Raw genomic sequence first — 21172 nt, forward strand, 5'->3', positions numbered from 1 at the left:
GATGCGGCAGGCAACACCGGCGTGGATGCGACGGACACCACGACCAAGGACGCCACGGTGCCTGCGGGCTATACGGTGGCCTTTGACCAGGATCCAGTGAACGCGGCCAATGAGACGGCGATGAGCTTTACCTTTGCCGGGGCCGAGGTCGGTACGGACTATGCCTATAGCATCGCCTCTGATGGTGGCGGTGCGCCTGTGACCGGCAGCGGCACCATCGCGACCATCACCGATGTGGTGAGTGGGCTGGACCTGTCGGGCCTGGGCGACGGCACGCTGACGCTGACGGTTGCGTTGACGGATGCGGCGGGCAACACCGGCGTGGATGCAACCGATACCGTTGCCAAAGACGTCGTTGCACCCGCGCTGTCGATTGATACGCCGATTGCAGGTGACGGGCTGATCAGCACGGCAGAGGCGTCGGCGGTCATCCTGACCGGAACGGCCACGGACCTTGCGGATGGCGCGACGGTCAACGTCGCGGTGGCCGACGGCGCCGCCGGTTCCGTCACGGGCACCGCAGCGGTGTCCGGTGGGATCTGGACGACCACACTGAACCTGTCGACGCTTGCGGACGGGGCGCTTGGCCTTGCCGCGGATGCCGTTGACGCGGCGGGCAATCCGGCACCACAGGCCACAGCCTCGGCGACGCTGGATACCGCCGTTCCCACGGGGTACACGGTCGCCTTCGATCAGGATCCGGTGAACCTGTCGAACCAGACAGCGATCGGAGTCACCGTCAGCGGGGCTGAGGTGGGCGCGACCGTCGCCTTGCGGATCAGTTCCGACGGCGGTGCGTCGATTGTCACGCCCGCCACGGTCAGCGCCGCGACAGCAACGGTCAATGTGACCGGACTGGACCTCAGCTCGCTGGCCGATGGCACATTGACTGTCACGGCGATCCTGACCGATCCCGCTGGCAATTCGGGCTCGGCGGTCACCGGCACCGCGACCAAGGATACCGTCGCACCCAGCCTGGCGATCGACAGCCCGCTGGCCGGGGACGACGTGATCAACGCCGCCGAAGCGACGGCTGTGACCATCTCCGGCACCGCCACCGGCCTTGCCGATGGCACCTTGGTGACGGTCAATGTGACCGATACCGGCGCGGGGCTTGCAACCGGCACGGCATCCGTCGCGGGCGGCGTCTGGACGCTGTCACTGGACGTCACGGGGCTGGCGGATGGCGCGCTCGGCCTCACCGCCGATGCGTCGGACGCCGGGGGCAACCCGGCGCCGCAGGCCACGGCCACGGCGACCAAGGATGCCGACATTCCGGTGGTCACCATCGACGGCCCGATTGCGGGCGACGACGTGATCAATGGGGCAGAGGCCGCGTCCTTTGCCGTCTCCGGCACCGCCACGGGTGTCGTCGATGGCACGATTGTCCGCCTGACCCTGCGCGACACGTCCTCAACGGCGGTCTACTACCGCGAGGCCACGGTCAGCGCGGGCAGCTGGAGCCTGGATTTCGACATCGCCGCACTGGCGGATGGCAGTTATGACCTTTCTGCCGATGTCACCGATCTGGCAGGCAACCCGGCGGTACAGGCCACAACATCCCTGACCAAGGACACCACCGCGCCCACGATCGAGATCCTCGATCCGGCGGCGGGCGCCAACGCGTTCTTTGCAAACGCGGTCAACGCGGCAGAGGCGGCCACCTTTGCTGCAAACGGGAGCGCGCTGAACGCGGCGGATGCGACGCAGGTCGCCCTGACCGCCACCAGCGCAGGCGGCGGCAGTGTGTCGACCACCACAACCGTGACCTTTGACCGGTTTGACCCCGGTCCCAGCGGCCCGATCCCGGTCCATGTCTGGGCATCGGCGCTGGATCTGTCCACGCTTGGAGACGGGGCCGTGACTCTGACGGCGGTCATCACCGACGCCGCAGGCAACAATGCCTCGACCTCGACCAGTTTCCTCAAGGACACAACCGCGCCCGCAGGCTATTCCGCCACTCTGGATCAGGACCCGGTGAACATCGCGAACCAGACAGCGGCGAGCTTTACCTTCGCCGATGCCGAGGTCGGACCGGGTGCGCCCGGCACCGAGGTCACCTTTGCCTATTCCATCACTTCGGACGGGGGCGGTGCGCCTGTCACCGGCACCGGCACCATTGCAACCGCAACCGATCAGGTGACCGGCATCGATCTGTCCGGCCTGCCTGACGGCACCCTGACGCTCAGCGTTGCGCTGACCGACTTCAAGGGCAACACGGGCAGTGACGCGACAGACACCACGACCAAGGACGCCACGGCCCCCGGCCTGGCCTTCGACGCGCCGCTGGCCGGAGATGATGTGGTCAACGGGGCAGAGGCGGCCTCGACCGTGATCTCTGGCACCTCGACGGATCTTTTGGACGGGGCCACGGTCAACGTGTCGGTCAGCGATGGGGCTGCGGGTCTTGCGACCGGCGTTGCCACCGTGTCCGGCGGGGTGTGGTCCGTGACGATTGACCTGACGTCCCTTGCGGATGGCGCTCTTGGCCTGACAGCCGATGCCAGCGATGCGGCCGGCAACCCGGCACCGCAGGCCACCGGCACCCTGTCCAAGGATGTCGTGGCCCCCAGCGGGTATAGCGCGACCCTTGATCAGGATCCGGTCAATGGCGGCAATCAGGCGGCGATCAGCTTTACCTTTGCAGGGGCCGAGGTTGGCGCCAGCTTTGCCTATACCATCACTTCGGACGGCGGCGGCACGCCGGTCACCGGGGCAGGCACCATCGCCAGCGCCACCGATCAGATCAGCGGACTGGACCTGACGCCGCTGTCTGATGGCACTGTGACGCTGACTGTCGCGCTGACCGATCCGGCAGGCAACACCGGCGTGGACGCGACGGATGCGGCGCTCAAGGATGTTGCCGTCCCCACCGCGACCCTTTTGGGGCCGGTCGCACCGCAGTCCGATCCCTTTGCGGTCACGCTCACCTTCTCGGAGGTGGTCACCGGCCTGGACCTGACCTCTGTCGCCCTGGTCAACGGCACCGCTTCGGCGCTGACCGGCAGCGGCGCGAACTACAGCTTTACCGTGACGCCGGACCATGACGGCACGGTCGAGATTGCACTGAACGCGGGCGCGGCGGCGGATGTGGTGGGCAACCTGTCCACCGCAGCCACGGCGATCACCGTGACCGCCGATCTGACCGGCACACCTAACCCGACGCCTCTTCCCGATGCGGATGGCGACTTCGTTCCGGACATCCTTGAGACCGGAGATCGCGACGGTGACGGCATTCCCGACGATGAGGATTTCGACCCGCAGGGCTATTTCTACTGTGAGGACGATGGCCGCATCATCCCCGGCGGCGGGTTCACCGTCTCGGGGCCCTCGGGGAGCAATGCGTCGCTGGGCACGTTGAACGACATCAACATCACCCGTGACGGGTCCACCGGCGAAATCCAGTGGTTTGCGTTGCGTCCGGGCACCTATTCCATGTCGCTCAGCTATCCCACGGCGGTTGGCATTCCCAGCACGGCGCGGCTGTCCTCTGGCACGCTGGATCTGACCACGCTGCTGCCGGCCAACCCGGCGGTGATCGGCTCGTCCGAGTTCGGGGCGACCGGGTTCCTGACCGATGGTTCGCTGGGGGCCAACCCCGCGTTCTACACCGGCTTTGTGATCGAGGCGGGCGACCCGTTTGTGCTGTCGAACAACATCCCGATGACGCAATGCGCCGAAAACCTTGTGACGGTCACCGCGTCGACCGACGGGGCAGAGGCGAACGGCGGCGCGGTCACTGACGCCAGCTTTACCGTCACGCAGGGACGTGTTTCGACGGTCGATACGGTGATTTCCTACACGGTTGCAGGCTCGGCCACATCCGGTGCAGACTTCACTGCGCTGTCGGGCACCGTGACCATCCCGGCGGGGGCCACATCGGCCACCATCACTGTGCCGGTGCTGGAAGACGGCGACATCGAAGGGCCGGAAACGGTCGAGATCACGCTGACAGGGGTGACTGCGGGCGACCTGACCACGCTGTTGGGCACAACCGTCACCCGCAGCGCCACCATTGCCGATGACGATTTTGCCGACATCGCGGTGGTCAACGTGGATCTGGTCACCAATGAGGGCGGCGGCGACGATGCCACCATGACCTTTGCGCTGCTGGGTTCGCCCACGTCGCCGGTCACCCTCAGCTTTGCGGGTGACAACCAGTGTACGGTGGCCCCGGCCAGCATCACCTTCACGGCGGCGGATTACACGGTGCCGCAGGCATTGACGATCCGGGCCATCGACGACGACAAGGTCGAAGGCACGCACAGCTGTCAGCCGACAGTTGTCGTCAGCTCTGCCGATACGCGCTATGACGGCGCGCCGTTGGCTCTGGCGACGGTGACGGTCACGGACGACCTTGTGGACCAGATCCGAGAGCCGCTGACCGAGATCCTCGAAGACGACCTCAAGGAGACGATCACCACCCAGACCAAGGCGTTCAGCCGGATGGCCAAAGGCGCGTTGCAACGCCTGCAGGCCGGGCGCGATCTGCCCTGCGGGACGATCGAGGGCTTTGACGTGGATGGCAGTGTCCAGATCCAGGATGCAACCGGGGCGGCACGGGGCACCTTTGGCCGCGACGCCTATAATTGTGTCACCGATACGCGCGAAATCATCGACGGCACCTTCTCTCTGAACAAGACAGAGGACACGGGCATGCAGGCGCTGTTGCAGTTCGCATGGCAGCGCGAGCGGTTCGTCAGCGATGAGGCGTTGTCCGGTTACTTCCTGGGCGGCTACTACAGCCGCACCGATGTCAGCGGTCTGGGCGACGGGTCCATCGACGGGTTTGGCGTCAACGGCGGGCTGTACGGCGCGCGCAGCTTTGCGCAGGGTCTGTTCCTTGACTACTACGTCGCCGGGGCTGCCGGGCGGCACAAGTTCGACATCGATTTCGATGCCGCCGCCGCGCCCATCAACGCCACCGGCCAGTACAGCTATCTTGCCGGGTTCGCCGGGGTGGGCATCTCGGGGGAGCGGGCCTTTGACAGCTTTGTGATGAAGCCGCGGGTCGGGCTGGACCTGTCCTATGCCAAGGCCGGGGACGCGGATGTCACCGCAACCCAACTGGGACTGAGCCATGACGGCGTGATCGATCTTGACGATTTCAGCGGCGTGCGTGCCACGGCGGAAATCCGGTTCGAAAGCCTTGCGTCACCGGGCGGGGCAGAGGCGCTGGCGGGCATGATGCGCACCGCCTTTACCCCGCGCTTTGTCTGCGAGCTGTCGTCTTACGACGATGACACCAACTGCGGCGTGGGGCTGGCCTTTGCCTGGGAGCGGACAGATGCCGCCAGCGGGCTGACATGGGGTCTTGAGGTGGACGTGGAGCAGATCGACGACAACCGCCGCTTTACCTTTAACATCAAGCGCGAGCGCCCGATCGCCAACGGACGCGGCGCGATCGTGACCCGGCTGTCGATGCCCGAGGTGGAGACCCTGCAGCTGGAACACGGGTTGAAGCTGGACTTCTGAGCCCGCGCGAAAAAGCTCCCGCGCGCGGCAGCCGCGTGCGGGGGATTCCCTTGGACACTCTCAGTCTTGGAAACAGGCGGCGCGACCGTCCTTTGCGATCAGGGCAGCGCCATCCATGATGGTGGCGGCCCGCCGGTTTATCGCCGCGCTGGGGCGGTTGGCCTCACGTTCCTTGGGGCTGGGAAGGACTGAGGCAAGCAAAGCGGCCTGCCGGTCTGTCAGCGCCTCCGGGCCGACGCCAAAGTAGTGACGCGCCGCCGCATCGACGCCAAAGACACCCTCATCGAATTCGGCCACGTTGAGATAGACCTCAAGGATGCGCCGTTTGGGCCAGAGCGCCTCCAGCAGGGGGGTCAGCAGCGCCTCCATCGCCTTGCGGACATAGCTGCGCGCCTGCCAGAGGTAGACGTTCTTGACCACCTGCTGGCTGATCGTGCTGCCGCCCCGGCTTGCGCCGTCGTCGATGGCGGCGCGGATGGCGTCCATGTCAAAGCCCCAGTGGGTGCAGAAATTGGCATCCTCCGCCGCCACGGCAGAGCGCAGCATGACAGGGGCAATGTCCGCAGCATCAACCCAGGCGCGCTGAACCCCGCCCAGACGGCGCGATTCAGACCAGATGGTGTGGGTGGTGGGGGGATTGATCACGCGAAAGAGCAGGACCGCGAGGACAGCCAGCAGCGCCGCGCCGAGAGCGAGGCGCAAGAGCCAGCGACGCACAAAGGCCCGTGGACGGAAGGTCCGCGGTGTCTTTTTGTTTTTGGAACGCCTGGAGCGCGTCGGTTTCTTTGCCTTGACTGCCATGCAGCCTGTTTAGCCCAGCCGCCGTCGGCCGCCAACGCCTGAGCGGAGGTGCGCGGCTGGATGTTGCGCGGGCGAGGGGCCAGCCCCTCGCGCTCCCCGGGATATTTTTGGACAGAAGAAACAGTCGGCGGGTTCGAAAAAAAAGGGCCCGGCGGTGTGACCGGGCCCTTGTGGTGTGTGTGTAGAAAGAGATTATTCGGCAGGCACGGCCAAGTCACCTTTGATGCCCAACGGATGCGGGATCTTGTCCAACATTTCCTTTGGGCAGATCTGAATGAAATGCGCCTTTTCCAGATCCCAGTTTTGCAGGATGTCGGTGGCCTTGCGGCTGCCGGTTTCCTCCATGTGCCGTTCGACAAGACCTTTGAGCTGGTCTTCCCAGGCGGTGACGGTGACGGGGCAGGTCACCAGACCCTCCATGTTCATCATCGCCGTGGCGGTGCCGTCCGGGTCATAGATGTAGGCCATGCCGCCGGTCATTCCGGCGCCGAAGTTTGCCCCGATGCTGCCAAGGATCACCGCGACGCCGCCGGTCATGTATTCACAGCCGTTGGAGCCGCAACCCTCGACCACCACTGATGCGCCCGAGTTGCGTACCGCGAACCGTTCTCCGGCGCGGCCTGCGGCGAACAGGTGACCGTCGGTGGCACCATAGAGCACGGTGTTGCCGATGATCGTGTTCTCAGACGCGACCAGCGGGGAGACCAGCGGCGGACGCACCACGATCAGGCCACCGGACAAGCCCTTGCCGACATAGTCGTTGGCATCGCCCGACACCTCCAGTTTGAGGCCGGGTGCCGCGAAGGCCCCCAGCGACTGGCCGGCAGAGCCGGTCAGCTTGACATGCAGGTGGTTGGGTTGCAGCGCGTTGCGCATCCCGAATTTCTGCACGATGTGACTGGAGATCCGCGTGCCCACGGTGCGGTGGGTGTTCATCACCGCGTAGGACAGTTGCATCTTTTCGCCGTCTTGCAGGAAGCGGGCGGCGTCGCGCACGATTTCGGCGTCCAGCGTATCGGGCACCTCGTTGCGCGGCTTGGCGCGGTCGTAGACGATGTCGTCCGAGCCATCGACCCGGATCAACAGCGGGTTCAGGTCCAGATCGTCAAGGTGGTCAGAGCCGCGCGACACCTGGCTGAGTAGATCGGCACGGCCCACCACGTCTTTGAGGCTGCGCGCGCCGATTTCGGCGAGGATCTCGCGCACTTCCTGCGCGTAGAAGGTGATCAGGTTCACCACCTTGTCCGCCGTGCCGGTGAACTTGTCCCGCAGGGCCTGGTCCTGTGTACACACGCCCACCGGGCAGGTGTTCGACTGGCACTGGCGCACCATGATACAGCCCATGGCGATCAGGGCCGCAGTACCGATGCCGTATTCCTCGGCCCCCAGCATGGCCGCCATGACGATGTCCCGCCCGGTGCGGAGCCCGCCATCGGTGCGCAAGGTGATCCGGCCGCGCAGGTTGTTCATTGACAGAACCTGATGCGCCTCAGTCAGGCCCATTTCCCACGGCAGGCCAGCGTATTTGATGCTGGTCGCGGGCGACGCGCCGGTGCCGCCGTTGTGACCCGAGATCAGGATCACGTCGGCCTTGGCCTTGGCCACGCCTGCCGCGATGGTGCCGACACCGGAGGAGGCCACCAGTTTGACCGTCACCTTGCAGCGCGGGTTGATCTGCTTGAGATCGTAGATCAGCTGGGCCAGATCCTCGATCGAATAGATGTCGTGATGCGGCGGCGGAGAGATCAGCGTCACGCCCTTGGTCGAATGGCGCAGGCGGGCGATCAGGTCGGTGACCTTCATGCCGGGCAACTGGCCGCCCTCACCGGGCTTGGCGCCCTGGGCCACCTTGATTTCCAGCTCTTCGCAGTGGTTGAGGTATTCGGCGGTGACGCCAAACCGGCCAGAGGCCACCTGTTTGATCTTGGCGGACGGGTTGTCGCCGTTCGGTTCGGGCAGGAAATGCGCCGGATCTTCGCCGCCCTCGCCGCTGTCGGATTTCGCACCGATGCGGTTCATGGCCACGTTCAGGGTCTTGTGCGCCTCTGGCGACAGAGCGCCCAGGCTCATACCCGGGGTGACAAACCGCTTGCGAATCGAGGTGATGCTTTCCACCTCTTCGATGGGGATCGGTGCGCCCAGCGGTTTGATCGCCAAAAGATCGCGCAGGTGGATCGGCGGGTTGGCTTGCATCGCTTTGGAGTATTGCTTCCACATCTCGTAAGAGGCGCGGTCACAGGCGGCCTGCAGCAGGTGCATGGTCTGCGCACCCCAGGCGTGGGTTTCACCCGATTTGCGAGCCTTGTAGAAGCCGCCAATCGGAAGGACGTCACGGCCAGAGATGAAGCCAAGGGCATGTACGTCTTCGGCCTTTTTCTGGATGCCGCTGACGCCGATGCCGGAAATGCGGGAGATCATGCCGGGGAAATATTCAGCACACATGGCGCGGCTGAGGCCGACCGCCTCAAAGTTCAGGCCGCCGCGATAGGACGAGATGACGGAGATGCCCATCTTGGACATGATCTTGAGCAGGCCCTGATCAATCGCCTCGCGGTAGCGGGCGACCGCCTCTGTCAGGGTCATGTCCAGCAGGCCGCGCTTGATGCGGTCGGCCAGGCTGTCCTCGGCCAGATAGGCGTTGACGATGGTGGCGCCCGCGCCGATCAGCACGGCAAAGTAATGCGGGTCGATGCATTCGGCGCTGCGCACGTTGAGCGAGCAGAAGGTACGCAGGCCCTTTCGCGTCAGGTGGCTGTGCACCGCGCTGGTGGCCAGGATCATCGGCATGGCGACCCGGTCGGGGCCGCAATGTTCATCCGTCAGGATGATGTGGCCGGTGCCGGAGCGCACGGCATCCTCTGCCTCGGCCCGGATGCGGGCAAGCCCCTCACGCAGGGCACCGGGGCCGCCGTGAAAGGTACAGTCGATCTCGACGCAGGGGGCGTTGAAATGGACCTGTAGTTCGGTGAACTGCGCGTTGCCCACAAACGGCGTATCCAGAACAAGGATTTCGGTCTGCGAGGAATCCTCGTCCAGCACGTTCTTGAGGTTGCCGAAGCGGGTTTTCAAAGACATCACGCGGTATTCGCGCAAGCTGTCGATTGGCGGGTTGGTCACCTGGCTGAAGTTCTGGCGGAAGTAATGCGACAGCGGGCGGTACTTTTTGGACAAGACCGCGCTGGGAGTGTCGTCGCCCATCGAGGCCAGCGTTTCCTTGGCGTCTTCGGCCATGGGCGCCAGGATCTGTTCCAGCTCTTCCATCGTGTAGCCGGCCGCGATCTGGCGGCGGCGCAGTTCCGTACCCTCGAACAGCGGCTTTTCGGTGACGGCGGACAGCGGCTCGTCCAGTTCGGTGATCTTTTCGACCCAGTCGCCAAACGGCTGGTTGGAGGACAGACGGTTCTTGATTTCGGTGTCGTGGTAAAGTTTGCCCTCTTTCATATCGACGGCGATGATCTGACCCGGCCCAAGAGCGCCTTTTTCGCGGGCTGTCGCCTCATCCGTCGGCACCATGCCGATCTCGGAGCCTGCGATCAGCAGGCCGTCGCCAGTCACGACATAGCGCATCGGACGCAGACCGTTGCGGTCCAGGCCGCCACAGACCCAACGGCCATCGGTCATGGCCAGGGCGGCGGGGCCGTCCCACGGTTCCATCACCGAGTTGCAGTAGGAATACATGTCGCGCCAGGCTTGCGGCAGTTCCACCGCCTGCTTGGACCACGATTCCGGCACCAGCATGGTCTTGGCCATCGGCGCGCTGCGCCCGGCGCGGACCAGCACCTCGAACACGGAATCCAGCGCGGCAGAGTCGGACGATCCGTTGGGCACGATCGGCTTGATGTCTTCGGCCAGGTCACCAAAGGCCGAGGAGGCCATGCGGATCTCATGGCTTTTCATCCAGTTGACGTTTCCCTTGAGCGTGTTGATCTCACCGTTATGGGCCAACATGCGGAACGGTTGCGCCAGCCACCATTGCGGGAACGTGTTGGTCGAATAGCGCTGGTGATAGATTGCAAAGGCGCTCTCAAAGCGTTCGTCCTGAAGGTCGGGATAGAACTCGGCCACGTCCTGCGCCAGCATCATGCCCTTGTAGATGATCGACCGGCACGACAGCGACGCGATATACAACTGCCCGATGCCAACCGCCGAGGCCGCCTTTTCGATGCGGCGGCGGATGACGTACAATTCGCGTTCAAAGGTCTCTTCGTCGACGCCCTTGGAATTGGAGATGATGATCTGTTCGATCTCGGGGCGGGTCGCGTTGGCCTTGTCGCCCAGCACCTCGACGTTTACTGGAACATGGCGCCAGCCGTAGATGTAATAGCCCATGCGCAGAACTTCGGTTTCGACGATGGTCCGGCAGGTTTCCTGCGCGCCAAAGTCGGTGCGCGGCAGGAACACCTGACCCACGGCCATCAACTCGTTCTTGCGCGGCGTGTGGCCGGTGCGTCCGATCTGATCATAAAAGAAGGGGGCCGGGATCTGCACATGGATGCCCGCGCCATCGCCGGTCTTGCCGTCGGCATCGACCGCGCCACGGTGCCAGACCGCCTTGAGCGCGGAAATCCCCGCCTCGACCACGCGGCGCGACGCCTTGCCGTCGATGCTGACGACCAGACCCACACCACAAGAGCTGTGTTCCTCACTCTCGTGGTACATGCCGTTTTCAGACATCCACTTGCGCTTGGTTTCCTCGGCCCGTACCCAGTCGGCGTCGAATTTGGTCATGGCTCAAGCCCTCCGTTCATGGACCGCCCGCAGCGGCCCGGCTTCTTCTGTCATGGCGGCGATCCCATCCGGGGATCGTCCCGCCGAAAATTCCTCAGTCGGCGTCCTCTGCCAGAACACCGAATTTCGCGTGACATTCGGCCCGCGTCATCAGTTTGCGGCCTGATTGCCCCTCATAGGCATAGCTGTCAGGCTTGACGTCGATGTAGATCTCGTTGGTGATCTCAAAGCCATCGGGATCGTCAAAGACCCCGATGGGCAGTTCGATGTCGCCAGAATAGTCCGAGTCCATCGTCACCCGGAAGAACATCCCCGTCCCGCAGCGGGTGCAGAACCCGCGTTCGGCCCAGTGCGACGACTGGAGGCGCCCAAGATGGGTTTCATCATCCCAGGTCAGGTTTTTCAGGGCGACCGTCACGCCGATCAGGGCCGATCCGGTCCAGCGGCGGCACATCTCGCAATGGCAGATACCGGCCTTTTTCGGAACATCCTGCGCGGTGAAACGGACTGCGCCGCACATACAGCCGCCTGTTGATGTGCCGCTCATGCGGTCTCCCTCCGGCGGGGTAGCGCGCTCATCAGGTCACAGTCATAACGCGGATAGGTGCCGCGAAAGCCGGGGTCGCCGGGATAGATGAACTCGACCGGGCTGCGGTCGCGGGCGTTGGTTTCGCGCGCGTCTTCGGTGACGTCTGTCGCAAAGCCGGAAAAGAACCGTTTGTGCCGGGCAGAGACATATTCGCGGCCCCGGACCTGTTCAATCACGCGCCCGTCCGCGTCGCGGCGGGTCATTTCAAACTCAGTGCGGTACAGCGGTTCGCCGTCGATTTCGACCTCTTCCAGGATGCGGTCAAACCCGGTCACGCGCGTGCGGCCTTCGTCGTCGGATTGCTGGTGGAAGTCAAAGCTGTCCACGCCGGTTTCAATCAGTTCAGTCACACTGCCGGGATCGGTGATCGGGGCCACGGTGCGGGTCCGGGTTGGGGCCTCTGGCGGACCGCTATCGATCCACTGCGCATCGCCGTCGATGTGGCTGGTGAAAAAGGGGCCAGCCTCACCAAAATCGGTGCGAAACTTGTGGTCGGGATCGATCTGCGGGCAAATGAAATGATTGCTCACGTTACAGCTGCGCGATTGCACCGTCATATAGGTTTCACAGCCCTCGGGCGGGGTGAACAACCCGCCCTGTACTTGCGCCTGTACCTGCGTCGCCGCCGCAAAAGCAAACAGCAGCACAGCAGGCAGACCAGAGAGGGCCGCGATCATCGCTTTACCGTTCATCAACTCTTTGCCCCTCCCGGGTCAGTCTCTTTGACCTTTTTGACAGTGCTCAGGCCCCGTTTGCATTTGACCGCAGTTCGGTGCCCGGGTTCGTCGGTTTTGCCTGTTGGTCGCCTGCAAAACGCACGTTTGTGCAAAACCGGGGCTTATTCCGCCGCGATGGCCGCCTTTGCTGTCAGGTCCTGAAGAATCGCCTCGACGCAGTCGCGCCCGTCGCGGATGGCCCAGACCACAAGGCTGGCACCGCGCACGATGTCGCCGATGGCATAGACGTCGGGCAGCGCGGTGCGGCCACTGGTGAACTCTGCCTTGACGGTGCCCCAGCGCGTCACTTCCAGTTCCGGGCAGCCCCAGAGCGTCGGCAGCTCCTCGGGTTCGAAGCCCAGCGCCTTGATGACGATGTCGGCGGGTTCGTCGTAGTCCGACCCTTCGATGACCTCGGGGCGCTGACGGCCCGTGGCGTCGGGCGCGCCAAGGCGCATCTTTTCGACGATGACGGCATTGACCGGCTCACCCTTGAAGCCTTTGGGCGCGGTCAGCCATTCGAACTGCACGCCTTCCTCTTCGGCGTTCTGCACTTCGCGCTGCGACCCGGGCATGTTGGCGCGGTCGCGGCGATACAGGCATTTGACGCTTGTCGCGCCCTGCCGGATCGCGGTGCGGACACAGTCCATCGCGGTATCGCCGCCGCCGATCACGACGATCTTCTTGCCCGAGGCGTTCAGCTCGCCGCTTTCGAATTCCGGCACATGATCGCCAAAGTTCGACGCCCGGTTCGAGGCGGTCAAATAGTCGATGGCGCGCACAATCCCCTTGGCACCGGCACCCGGTCCGCCCAGATCGCGTGATTTGTAGACGCCGGTGGCGATGATGACCGCGTCATGTTGCGCGCGGATCTCATCAAACGACAGATCCTCGCCCACGTTGCAGTTCAGGACAAAGCGCACGCCGCCCTGTTCCAGCTGTTCGTTGCGGCGCGTGACGATGTCTTTTTCCAGTTTGAAGCCTGGGATGCCATAGGTCAGCAAGCCGCCCGCGCGATCATAGCGGTCATAAACCGTGACCTGCACACCGGCGCGGCGCAGCATGTCGGCAGCGGCCAGCCCGCCGGGGCCGGCACCGATGATGCCCACGCTTTCGGTCCGTTCCTGCGCGGGTGTGATCGGCTTGACCCAGCCCTTTTCCCAGGCCGTGTCGGTGATGTATTTCTCGACCGCGCCGATGGTGACGGTGCCGTGGCCGGATTGTTCGATGACGCAGTTGCCTTCGCACAGACGGTCCTGCGGACAGATGCGACCACAGATCTCGGGGAAGGTGTTGGTCGACTGGCTGACCTCATAGGCCTCTTCCAGACGGCCCATGGCGGTCAGGCGCAGCCAATCGGGGATATTGTTGTGCAGCGGACAGTGGCTTTGGCAATAAGGGACGCCGCACTGGCTGCACCGGGCGGCCTGTTCTGTCGCCTTGGCATCGGCGTATTCCGCATAGATCTCGTCAAAGTCGGCCCGCCGGACCGAGGCATCCCGCTTGGACGGCATTTCGCGCGCAATATCGACAAATTTCAGCATTGGCTGCTTGGCCATTCCATATCCCCTTGCAGGTGATCCCACGTCAGTCACGGCTTCCATACAAAAGCTTGCGAGGGAATAAAAGTCAGAACTGCTGACCTATAATGTCTTTCTGATCGGTTTTTGACGAAAACATCCGGACAAACATCTATTTTTAGGTCCGAAACGGAACCAAATACTCGCTTTCTCCCCCGAAACAAGGGGTTATACCGTGGTCCGTGATTACGATTGGACCCCGATAATGCCCTTTACGCAACTGCTGATTCTCGCCCTGATCCAAGGGGTTACCGAATTTCTGCCAATTTCGTCCTCTGGCCATCTGATTCTCTTGCCCAGTCTGACCGGGATGCAGGATCAGGGGCAGGTGATCGACGTTGCGGTGCATCTGGGCACACTTCTTGCGGTGGTTCTGTATTTCTGGTCCGATGTGCGGCTGGCAGCAGTGGGAACGCTGCGCCTGATCACGGGGCGCATCGACACTCCCGGCGCGCGACTGGCGTTTCTGCTGCTGATGGCCACGATCCCGGTGATTGTCGTCGGGCTTGCGCTGAAACTGTCGGGATTTGATGACATGCTGCGCTCTGTCGCCGTGATTGGTTGGGCCATGCTGATCTTTGGCGTTGTCCTCTACTGGGCCGACCGGCAGGGGGCGCAGGTCAAATCCGAAGGCGACTGGACCCTGCGCGATGCAGTGATCATGGGATTGTGGCAGGCCGTGGCGTTGATCCCCGGAACGTCCCGGTCAGGCATCACGATCACGGCGGCGCGGCACTTGGGCTACACCCGCCACGATGGCGCAAAGCTGGCCATGTTGATGTCGATCCCGACAATCATCGCGTCGGGCGTGATTCTGGGGGCGGAGGTGATCACCACCGCAGACGCCCAGGCGGCCCGCGACGGCGCGATTGCGGCGGCGCTGGCCTTTGTGTCTGCGCTGGGGGCGCTGTGGCTGATGATGCGGTTGTTGCGGTCGGTCAGCTTTACGCCCTACGTCATTTACCGCGTTTTTCTGGGCGTGATCCTGCTGTGGATCGCCTATCGCTGACGCGGTGGGTCAGACCCGGTGATAGGGCGCGCCCGCAAGGATAGAGGTGGCGCGATACAGCTGTTCGGTCAGCATCACCCGCACGAGCATGTGCGGCCAGACCATTGGCCCGAATGACATGAGGTCCTGAGCCTCTGCGCGCAGGGTGGGGTCTATGCCGTCCGCCCCGCCGATCACAAAAGCCAGATCCTGCGTACCGGTGTCGCGCCATCCCGCCAGTTTTTGCGAAAATTCGGGCGAGGACCATGTCTGCCCGCGCTCATCCAGTGCGCACAGCCGCGCGCCTGTGGGAATGGCGCGGCGCAGCAGCGCGGCCTCGGCGCTCATGCCGCCACCCTTGCGGTCCTCGACCTCGATCACCTGCGCGGGGCCAAGGCTCAGCGCCCGGCCCGTTCGGTCGAACCGTGTCAGGTAGTCATCGACAAGCGCCTTTTCCGGCCCCTTCCGGAGCCGGCCAACGACGCACAAATGTAAGCGCACCAATCAGGCCTGAGCGGCCGTCATCGGTGCCCACATCTTTTCAAGCTGATAGAACTCGCGCACCTCGGGCCGGAAAACGTGGATCACCACGTCACCCGCGTCGATGAGCACCCAGTCCCCGGTGCCCTTGCCCTCAATCTTTGAGAGCACGCCGTGGTCCTGTTTGAGTTTATCCGCCAGATTCTCTGACAGCGCCGCGACCTGACGCGACGACCGGCCCGATGCGATTACCATGTAATCGCAAACGGCGGTTTTACCGCGCAGATCAATCTGCACGATCTCCTCGGCCTTGTTGTCATTCAGAGTTTCGAGCACGACCGCGAGTAGTGTCTCTGCGGTCGGGAGGCTTTGCGCCATGGCCGAGAATCCCCGGCCGTGATCCGCGGCATGTGCCGCAAGTGTCGTCGAAGACAGGACAATGTCCTCCTTTATCGTTGCAGACGCCCAATGCCCGGACGCCAAGGCGTGTCATAAAGATAGCACCAGAAATGTAAATTCTCAATGTCGTGGCGCAAGTGGGCAAGGCAAGATGCCGGTTCCCGCCCGCGCCTTGAGCATTTTCATGTAGCGACCGACCGGTTGTGGGCGCAGGAACGGGCGCGCAGGACCGTCATATTCCAACACAATGTCGGCAGAAACAGGGGCGTCGGGGTCGGGACCGTCGCCTCGCAGGCACAGACCGAAATCGATTTCCAACGACCCGGTCGTGCCCTTGGGATCGGCGGACTTTAGCGCACGCGCTTCGGCCTGCACGGCGCGTAGAGCATCAAGTTCCTGCGGCGCGATGGCCATGATCAGTGTGCCATCACGTGAGTCCTGCCGCCAGAGTGTATAGGTGCCACTGGCCTCTTTGTCGGTTGTTCGCGCCGAAAAAGTCAACTTTCCGGAGTCTGGTGGCAGATCCAGTCCCGCAGGCAAATGCAAGTGGATCTGGAAATCTGCCGGGTCTGCAGTCATTGGATTGACCGCTTGTAGGTCGCGCAAAGTCTGCGGAACAATATGGCTGCAGCCAGCCATAAACACCAGAGGAAGAAGTTTTTTCAACATTTAGAGTATCGCCTTGTGGAATCATTTTTTACTGTATTACATTAAAGAAATAGATTGAAAAGTGAAACTGGAGTGTGAAATGACACAACAACTTCCTCTAGCGACCCGCCGCGCGGCTGCCGTCCTGCGAACGCTCTCATTGCTGGCGATTGCTGTGCTTGTCGGACTTGCCATCTGGATTGCCGTTGATCCGGGGGTCTTGCTTGCACATCGCTTGCCAGAACTGGGCATTGATCTTGGCGGACGCATGATCAGTGAAACGGTCACGGCGTTGCTGGTGATCGGGGCCTTGTTTGCGCTAACCACGGTGCTTTACACGCTGTGGCACATGGCCCGTCTGTTCGAGTGCTACGCGCAGGACGCGGCGCTGACGCCGCGCGCTGCACATGCCCTGCGCCATGTTGGCTTTGGGTTTCTGGCGCAGGCAGCAGCAGGTTTGCTCGCGCATCCGGTAGAGACCTTGCTGCTCACCGCTGGTGCCCCGGCTGGGCAGAAAATGCTGAGCTTTGCGGTCTCTTCTTCCGATCTGGGCTTTGTCCTTGCGGGCGGTATGATGATGATCGTCGGACTGGTTACCAGTCAGGCGATTGCGCTTAGGGCGGAAAATGAGGGGTTTGTCTGATGCAGATCGTCGTGCGGCTGGACGTCATGCTGGCGCGGCGCAAAATGCGATCGCGCGAGTTGTCAGAACGGGTGGGAATCACCGAACAGAACATCTCCTTGCTGAAATCCGGCAAGGTCAAAGGCATCCGGTTCGAGACGCTGGCACGGATCTGTGACGTGTTAGAGTGTCAGCCCGGCGATCTGCTGGAGGCGCTGCCCGACGGCGAAATGTAGGGCGGGGTTTCCCCCGCCGCCGCCCCTCAGGCGCCGTAAGGCACCCAGACCGTCTTGACCTCTGTTGCGGCCTCCAGAAAAGCGCGGCCTTCGCCCGCCGGACCCTGCCAATCACGCGCGTTTCCGTTGTTGACCCATGTGCGTTTCAGATTGCCCGCAGCACCGGTTTCGATGGTTTGGGCCAGATCCGTCGACGAAAAGCTCCAGGCCGATTCGACATCCATATGTGTGGCCAGTGTCGGCGCCAGTTCCGCGTGAGAGCCGGTGAGGATGTTCACGACCCCGCCCGGCACGTCCGAGGTTTCCAGCACCTGGTAGAAGTCCAGTGCGGCCAGCGGGAACGGCTGGGACGCGACAAGGACCACGCGGTTGCCCATGGCGATGGCGGGTGCCATGACCGATATCAGGCCCAGCAACGGGGCGTCATCCGGGCACAGCGCGCCGATCACGCCGCAGGGTTCGTTCATCGCCAGCGCGACGCCCCGCATCGGGACGCTGCGCACGTCGCCATCGAACTTGTCAGCCCATGCGGCATAGGTGAACAGCCGGTTCACCGCTGTCTCGACCTCGGTCTTGCCGGATTTGCCGCCGGTCAGCCGGTCGATCAACGCGGCGAACTCCCCTGCGCGGGCCGACAGGTTTTCACCGATGTAATACAAGACCTGCGCGCGGTTGTGCGCCGTGGCCTTGGCCCAGCCACCTGCGGCGCGCGCCGCCTCTACCGCGTTGCGGATGTCCTTGCGGTTGGCGATGGGGGCCTGACCGATCAGCGAGCCCTTGGCGTCAAAGAAATTGCGCGCATAGCCGCCGTCGGGGCGGGCCTGCTTGCCGCCGATATACAGCTTGGCGGTGCGGTCCACCGGCTGCGGTTCCGCGTCGTCGCCTGCAAAGGGTGCGATTTGTTTCAGAGCTTTGGGTTTGTCCGCCGCGCGGGTATAGGCGCGCAGCCCCTCCCAGCCGCCTTCGCGGCCAAAGCCGCTTTCGCGCACACCGCCAAACCCGGCGGCGGCGTCGAACATGTTGGTGCCGTTGACCCAGACCACGCCCGCCACCAGCTGCGGCGCGATGTCCAGCGCGGTGTTGATGTTCTCCGACCACAGGCTGGCGGCCAGCCCGTAGCGGGTGTTGTTGGCGACCTCGACCGCCTCGGAGGGGGTGCGGAAGGTGGTGGAGACCAGCACCGGGCCAAAGATTTCCTCCTGCATCAGCGGCGAGGCCGACGACAGGCCGGAGATCAGCGTGGGCGGATAGTAACAGCCCTCCGGCAGGTCACAGTTGGCCCGGTAGATCGTGCCGTCAGAGCCGGAGACCAGCGCCTCGACCCGGCGCAATTGTTCAGGATCGACCAGCGCGCCCACGTCGATGCATTTGTCCAGCGGGTTGCCGATGCGCAGTTTGTCCATCCGGGCACGCAGCCGGTCGTGGAACACCTCGGCGATGCCTTCCTGCACCAGCAGGCGCGACCCGGCGCAGCAGACCTGCCCCTGATTGAACCAGATGGCGTCCACCAGCCCCTCGATCGCGCTGTCGATGTCGGCATCCTCGAACACGATGTAGGGGGATTTTCCGCCCAGCTCCAGCGTTAGGGAAATCCCGCGCCCCGCCGTGGCCTGCCGGATCTTGCGGCCCACCTCTGTCGAGCCGGTAAAGGCGATCTTGTCCACGTCGGCGGCCACGATCCGTTCCCCCACCGCGCCGTCGCCGGTGACGATGTTGACCACGCCCTTGGGCAGGCCAGCCTGCCGGCAGATGTCGGCAAACAGCAGCGCCGTCAGCGAGGTCCATTCGGCCGGTTTCAGCACGACGGTGTTGCCCATCGCCAGCGCCGGGGCGATTTTCCAGGATAGCATCAGCAGGGGGAAGTTCCACGGCACAATCTGCCCGCAGACCCCCAGCGCGCGGGCGTCGGGCAGTTCACTGTCCATCAGCTGGGCCATGCCCGCGTGATAGTAGAAATGCCGCTGGGCCAGCGGAATGTCGATGTCGCGGCTTTCGCGGATCGGTTTGCCGTTGTCGAGCGTCTCAAGCACCGCAAACAGCCGCGCGTGTTTCTGCAACAGGCGCGCCCAGGCATACAGATAGCGGGCGCGTCCGGGTCCGCCCAGCGCCTCCCATTTGGGCTGCGCCTTGCGTGCGGCGGCAACGGCTGCGTCCACATCGGCCTGCGTGGCCTGCGTCAGCGTTGCCAGAACCTCACCCGTTGCCGGGTTGCGGCTGTCGAACCCTTCGCCGGGATCGGTAAACGCGCCGTCGATGAAGTGACCAAAGCGCGAGCCTTGATCGACAATCCAGGCCAGCGCATCCCCGGCGCTTTCGGGGGCGGGGCCATAATCCATGGTTTCAAAGATCTCTTTTACGGTCATTACAGCAGTCCCATCCCAAGCAAGGCCACCCAGCCCATCCAGATCAGCGCCAACATCCAGATCCCGTGTTGCACCCGCAGGCTGCGTTTGTGCAGCGTGGCGTATCCCTGCAATTCCTCTGGCACCTCTTCGGGCGGCAGAAATTCCGGCTCTGGCCCAAGCTGTCGGAACAGCCGCGTCGGCAGATCGCGAGTCGCACGTCTAAGGCGACGACGTCGCCAATTGGCGGACCCCATCACGAGAAAAATCGCCACCATCATCAAGGACCATTCCGGCGTCATCTGCATCGGTTCAGCCTATCGCGTGCCGCCAGGACGCCGAATAGGCCCCGGTCACATGGTGTTCCAGCTGCCGTTCGATATCGCCCAGCAGCGACGACGCGCCAAAGCGGAACAGGTCCGGGCGGAGCCAGCGATCCCCCAACTCTTCCTTGATCATCGACAGGTAAACCAGCGAGTCCTTGGCCTTGGAGATACCGCCCGCCGGTTTGTAGCCGACGCGGTAGCCGGTGCGCTGGTGGTATTCGCGGATCGCGCGCATCATCACAAGGCTGACAGGCAGAGTGGCGTTGACGGTTTCCTTGCCGGTGGAGGTCTTGATGAAATCGGCACCCGCCATCATGCAGACCAGCGACGCGCGGGCGACGTTTTGCAATGTGCCCAACTCTCCGGTGGCAAGGATCGCCTTGACGTGGGCCTCGCCGCAGGCGGCGCGAAAGGCGCACATTTCATCGTAGAGCCCCTGCCAGTCGCCGCGCAGGACAAGGCGACGGGAAATCACGATATCGATCTCTTGCGCACCCGCCTTTACGCTTTCCTCGATTTCCGCAACGCGCAGGTGGAAGGGCGACAGCCCCGCCGGGAACCCGGTGGAGACGGCGGCCACGGGGATGCCCGATCCTTCCAGAGCCTTCACAGCGGGTTCAATCATGTCGTGGTAGACACAGACCGCGCCCACGGTCAGCCCCTTCAGCCCCAAAGCCTCTAGCAGGTCAGCGCGGACCGGATGGCGCGCCTTGGCGCACAGGCGCGCGACGCGGCCCGGTGTGTCGTCGCCCGCCAGTGTGGTCAGGTCGATGCAGGAAATGGCGCGGGCCAGCCAGGCGGCCTGATAGTCCTTTTTGACGGATCGTCTGCCGGGCAGGGTGCCAGCGCGGCGTTCGATTGCAGAGCGGTTGGCGCGCGCGGCCCGAACCCAGTCCATGTCCAGCGCCATGCCGGGGTTGCGCGCCTCGTGGACCTGCGGCAGATGGGCGGTCTTGTCTGTCTGGGCGGTCGCGGTGGTCATGTCGCCTCCAATGTCTTGTCTTCTATACCTGCCCCCGCAAGCGGGCCAATTCAAGCGGAACGCTGAGGCAGTGCCGCCATTGCCAAGGCTGCCTGCAACTCTGCATCCGGGACGGTGCCGCCGCGCACTGTGGTCCGCTTCAGTGATTTCCAGCCGTTTGTGATGTTGCGGGGCTTTGTTGCGCAAAGGCTGGTTGAGGGATTCATCTCGTGAATCCAGCGTGGTAGCTGTCCTGCATGAGCAGACCGATCCCGCCGAGC

At 63.7% G+C, this 21172-nt stretch carries 16 protein-coding genes; 4 read left to right on the forward strand and 12 right to left on the reverse strand.

Translation table 11 applies throughout. From position 1 onward, the window contains the following. Positions 1–5475: Ig-like domain-containing protein (locus CHB90_RS26215; protein WP_170941090.1), on the forward strand; the 5475-nt coding region annotated here is incomplete at its 5' end. A gap of 60 nt (positions 5476–5535) precedes the next feature. Here the strand turns inward: CHB90_RS26215 and mtgA are convergent. The 5 genes from mtgA to CHB90_RS16010 form a co-directional block, all read right to left on the reverse strand. Then, the gene (mtgA, locus tag CHB90_RS15990) at positions 5536–6276 is read right to left on the reverse strand and encodes a monofunctional biosynthetic peptidoglycan transglycosylase (RefSeq protein WP_089278863.1); all 741 of its coding nucleotides are present in this window, start codon (positions 6274–6276) and stop codon (positions 5536–5538) included. 192 nt (positions 6277–6468) lie between these two features. After that, entirely contained in the window at positions 6469–11004 is a 4536-nt protein-coding gene (gene gltB / locus CHB90_RS15995) for a glutamate synthase large subunit (protein WP_089278864.1), read from the reverse strand. Positions 11005–11098: 94 nt separating this feature from the next. Continuing rightward, on the reverse strand, positions 11099–11551 hold the full coding sequence (locus CHB90_RS16000) for a GFA family protein (protein ID WP_245823269.1): 453 nt from the start codon (positions 11549–11551) through the stop codon (positions 11099–11101). Beyond that, positions 11548–12285: a hypothetical protein gene (locus CHB90_RS16005; RefSeq protein ID WP_141135905.1), complete on the reverse strand. Its 738-nt coding sequence runs from the start codon at positions 12283–12285 to the stop codon at positions 11548–11550. The genes CHB90_RS16000 and CHB90_RS16005 overlap by 4 nt, the downstream gene beginning before the upstream one ends. 146 nt (positions 12286–12431) lie before the next feature. Continuing rightward, on the reverse strand, positions 12432–13868 hold the full coding sequence (locus tag CHB90_RS16010) for an NAD(P)-dependent oxidoreductase (protein ID WP_089278867.1): 1437 nt from the start codon (positions 13866–13868) through the stop codon (positions 12432–12434). 226 nt (positions 13869–14094) lie between these two features. Here CHB90_RS16010 and CHB90_RS16015 point away from each other — a divergent pair, with 226 nt between their 5' ends. Continuing rightward, positions 14095–14898: an undecaprenyl-diphosphate phosphatase gene (locus CHB90_RS16015; protein WP_089278880.1), complete on the forward strand. Its 804-nt coding sequence runs from the start codon at positions 14095–14097 to the stop codon at positions 14896–14898. A gap of 9 nt (positions 14899–14907) precedes the next feature. Here CHB90_RS16015 and rlmH read toward each other — a convergent pair whose 3' ends face one another. The 3 genes from rlmH to CHB90_RS16030 all read right to left on the reverse strand — a co-directional run bounded on the left by rlmH (position 14908) and on the right by CHB90_RS16030 (position 16425). Further along, positions 14908–15378, reverse strand: coding sequence for a 23S rRNA (pseudouridine(1915)-N(3))-methyltransferase RlmH (gene rlmH / locus CHB90_RS16020; RefSeq protein ID WP_089278881.1), 471 nt, complete (start codon positions 15376–15378; stop codon positions 14908–14910). A 3-nt stretch (positions 15379–15381) separates the two neighbouring features. Further along, on the reverse strand, positions 15382–15735 hold the full coding sequence (rsfS, locus tag CHB90_RS16025) for a ribosome silencing factor (protein WP_089278868.1): 354 nt from the start codon (positions 15733–15735) through the stop codon (positions 15382–15384). Positions 15736–15876: 141 nt separating this feature from the next. After that, on the reverse strand, positions 15877–16425 hold the full coding sequence (locus CHB90_RS16030) for a hypothetical protein (RefSeq protein ID WP_089278869.1): 549 nt from the start codon (positions 16423–16425) through the stop codon (positions 15877–15879). Between the two features lie 79 nt (positions 16426–16504). Here CHB90_RS16030 and CHB90_RS16035 point away from each other — a divergent pair, with 79 nt between their 5' ends. Together CHB90_RS16035 and CHB90_RS16040 are read left to right on the forward strand one after the other, a co-directional pair. Continuing rightward, positions 16505–17047: a DUF2975 domain-containing protein gene (locus tag CHB90_RS16035; RefSeq protein WP_089278870.1), complete on the forward strand. Its 543-nt coding sequence runs from the start codon at positions 16505–16507 to the stop codon at positions 17045–17047. Then, positions 17047–17262, forward strand: coding sequence for a helix-turn-helix domain-containing protein (locus CHB90_RS16040; RefSeq protein WP_089278871.1), 216 nt, complete (start codon positions 17047–17049; stop codon positions 17260–17262). Before CHB90_RS16035 ends, CHB90_RS16040 begins: the two co-directional genes overlap by 1 nt. Positions 17263–17288: 26 nt before the next feature. On the opposite strand, the gene CHB90_RS16045 is transcribed toward CHB90_RS16040, so the two are convergent. From CHB90_RS16045 to CHB90_RS26800, 4 genes are all read right to left on the reverse strand, one after another. Beyond that, the gene (locus CHB90_RS16045) at positions 17289–19625 is read right to left on the reverse strand and encodes an aldehyde dehydrogenase family protein (RefSeq protein ID WP_089278872.1); all 2337 of its coding nucleotides are present in this window, start codon (positions 19623–19625) and stop codon (positions 17289–17291) included. Further along, positions 19625–19912: a hypothetical protein gene (locus CHB90_RS16050; protein ID WP_089278873.1), complete on the reverse strand. Its 288-nt coding sequence runs from the start codon at positions 19910–19912 to the stop codon at positions 19625–19627. The genes CHB90_RS16045 and CHB90_RS16050 overlap by 1 nt, the downstream gene beginning before the upstream one ends. A gap of 4 nt (positions 19913–19916) precedes the next feature. After that, positions 19917–20912 (reverse strand): deoxyribose-phosphate aldolase, encoded by a 996-nt coding sequence (gene deoC / locus CHB90_RS16055; protein WP_089278874.1) that lies wholly within the window; start codon positions 20910–20912, stop codon positions 19917–19919. A 50-nt stretch (positions 20913–20962) separates the two neighbouring features. Continuing rightward, on the reverse strand, positions 20963–21172 hold a 210-nt coding region (locus tag CHB90_RS26800; protein WP_212591610.1), incomplete at its 5' end, for a hypothetical protein.

This window comes from Antarctobacter heliothermus (assembly GCF_900188425.1).
GTDB lineage: Bacteria > Pseudomonadota > Alphaproteobacteria > Rhodobacterales > Rhodobacteraceae > Antarctobacter > Antarctobacter heliothermus.

Excerpts from the sequence above, each read along its gene's own strand:
- CHB90_RS16050 (WP_089278873.1), bottom strand. The coding sequence starts at position 19,912 with ATGCAGATGACGCCGGAATGGTCCTTGATGATGGTGGCGATTTTTCTC.
- CHB90_RS16000 (WP_245823269.1), bottom strand. The coding sequence starts at position 11,551 with ATGAGCGGCACATCAACAGGCGGCTGTATGTGCGGCGCAGTCCGTTTC.
- deoC (WP_089278874.1), bottom strand. The coding sequence starts at position 20,912 with ATGACCACCGCGACCGCCCAGACAGACAAGACCGCCCATCTGCCGCAG.
- CHB90_RS16040 (WP_089278871.1), top strand. The coding sequence starts at position 17,047 with ATGCAGATCGTCGTGCGGCTGGACGTCATGCTGGCGCGGCGCAAAATG.
- rsfS (WP_089278868.1), bottom strand. The coding sequence starts at position 15,735 with ATGGCGCAAAGCCTCCCGACCGCAGAGACACTACTCGCGGTCGTGCTC.
- mtgA (WP_089278863.1), bottom strand. The coding sequence starts at position 6,276 with ATGGCAGTCAAGGCAAAGAAACCGACGCGCTCCAGGCGTTCCAAAAAC.
- CHB90_RS16045 (WP_089278872.1), bottom strand. The coding sequence starts at position 19,625 with ATGACCGTAAAAGAGATCTTTGAAACCATGGATTATGGCCCCGCCCCC.
- CHB90_RS16005 (WP_141135905.1), bottom strand. The coding sequence starts at position 12,285 with ATGAACGGTAAAGCGATGATCGCGGCCCTCTCTGGTCTGCCTGCTGTG.
- gltB (WP_089278864.1), bottom strand. The coding sequence starts at position 11,004 with ATGACCAAATTCGACGCCGACTGGGTACGGGCCGAGGAAACCAAGCGC.
- CHB90_RS16035 (WP_089278870.1), top strand. The coding sequence starts at position 16,505 with ATGACACAACAACTTCCTCTAGCGACCCGCCGCGCGGCTGCCGTCCTG.
- CHB90_RS16015 (WP_089278880.1), top strand. The coding sequence starts at position 14,095 with ATGCCCTTTACGCAACTGCTGATTCTCGCCCTGATCCAAGGGGTTACC.
- CHB90_RS16010 (WP_089278867.1), bottom strand. The coding sequence starts at position 13,868 with ATGGCCAAGCAGCCAATGCTGAAATTTGTCGATATTGCGCGCGAAATG.
- CHB90_RS16030 (WP_089278869.1), bottom strand. The coding sequence starts at position 16,425 with ATGTTGAAAAAACTTCTTCCTCTGGTGTTTATGGCTGGCTGCAGCCAT.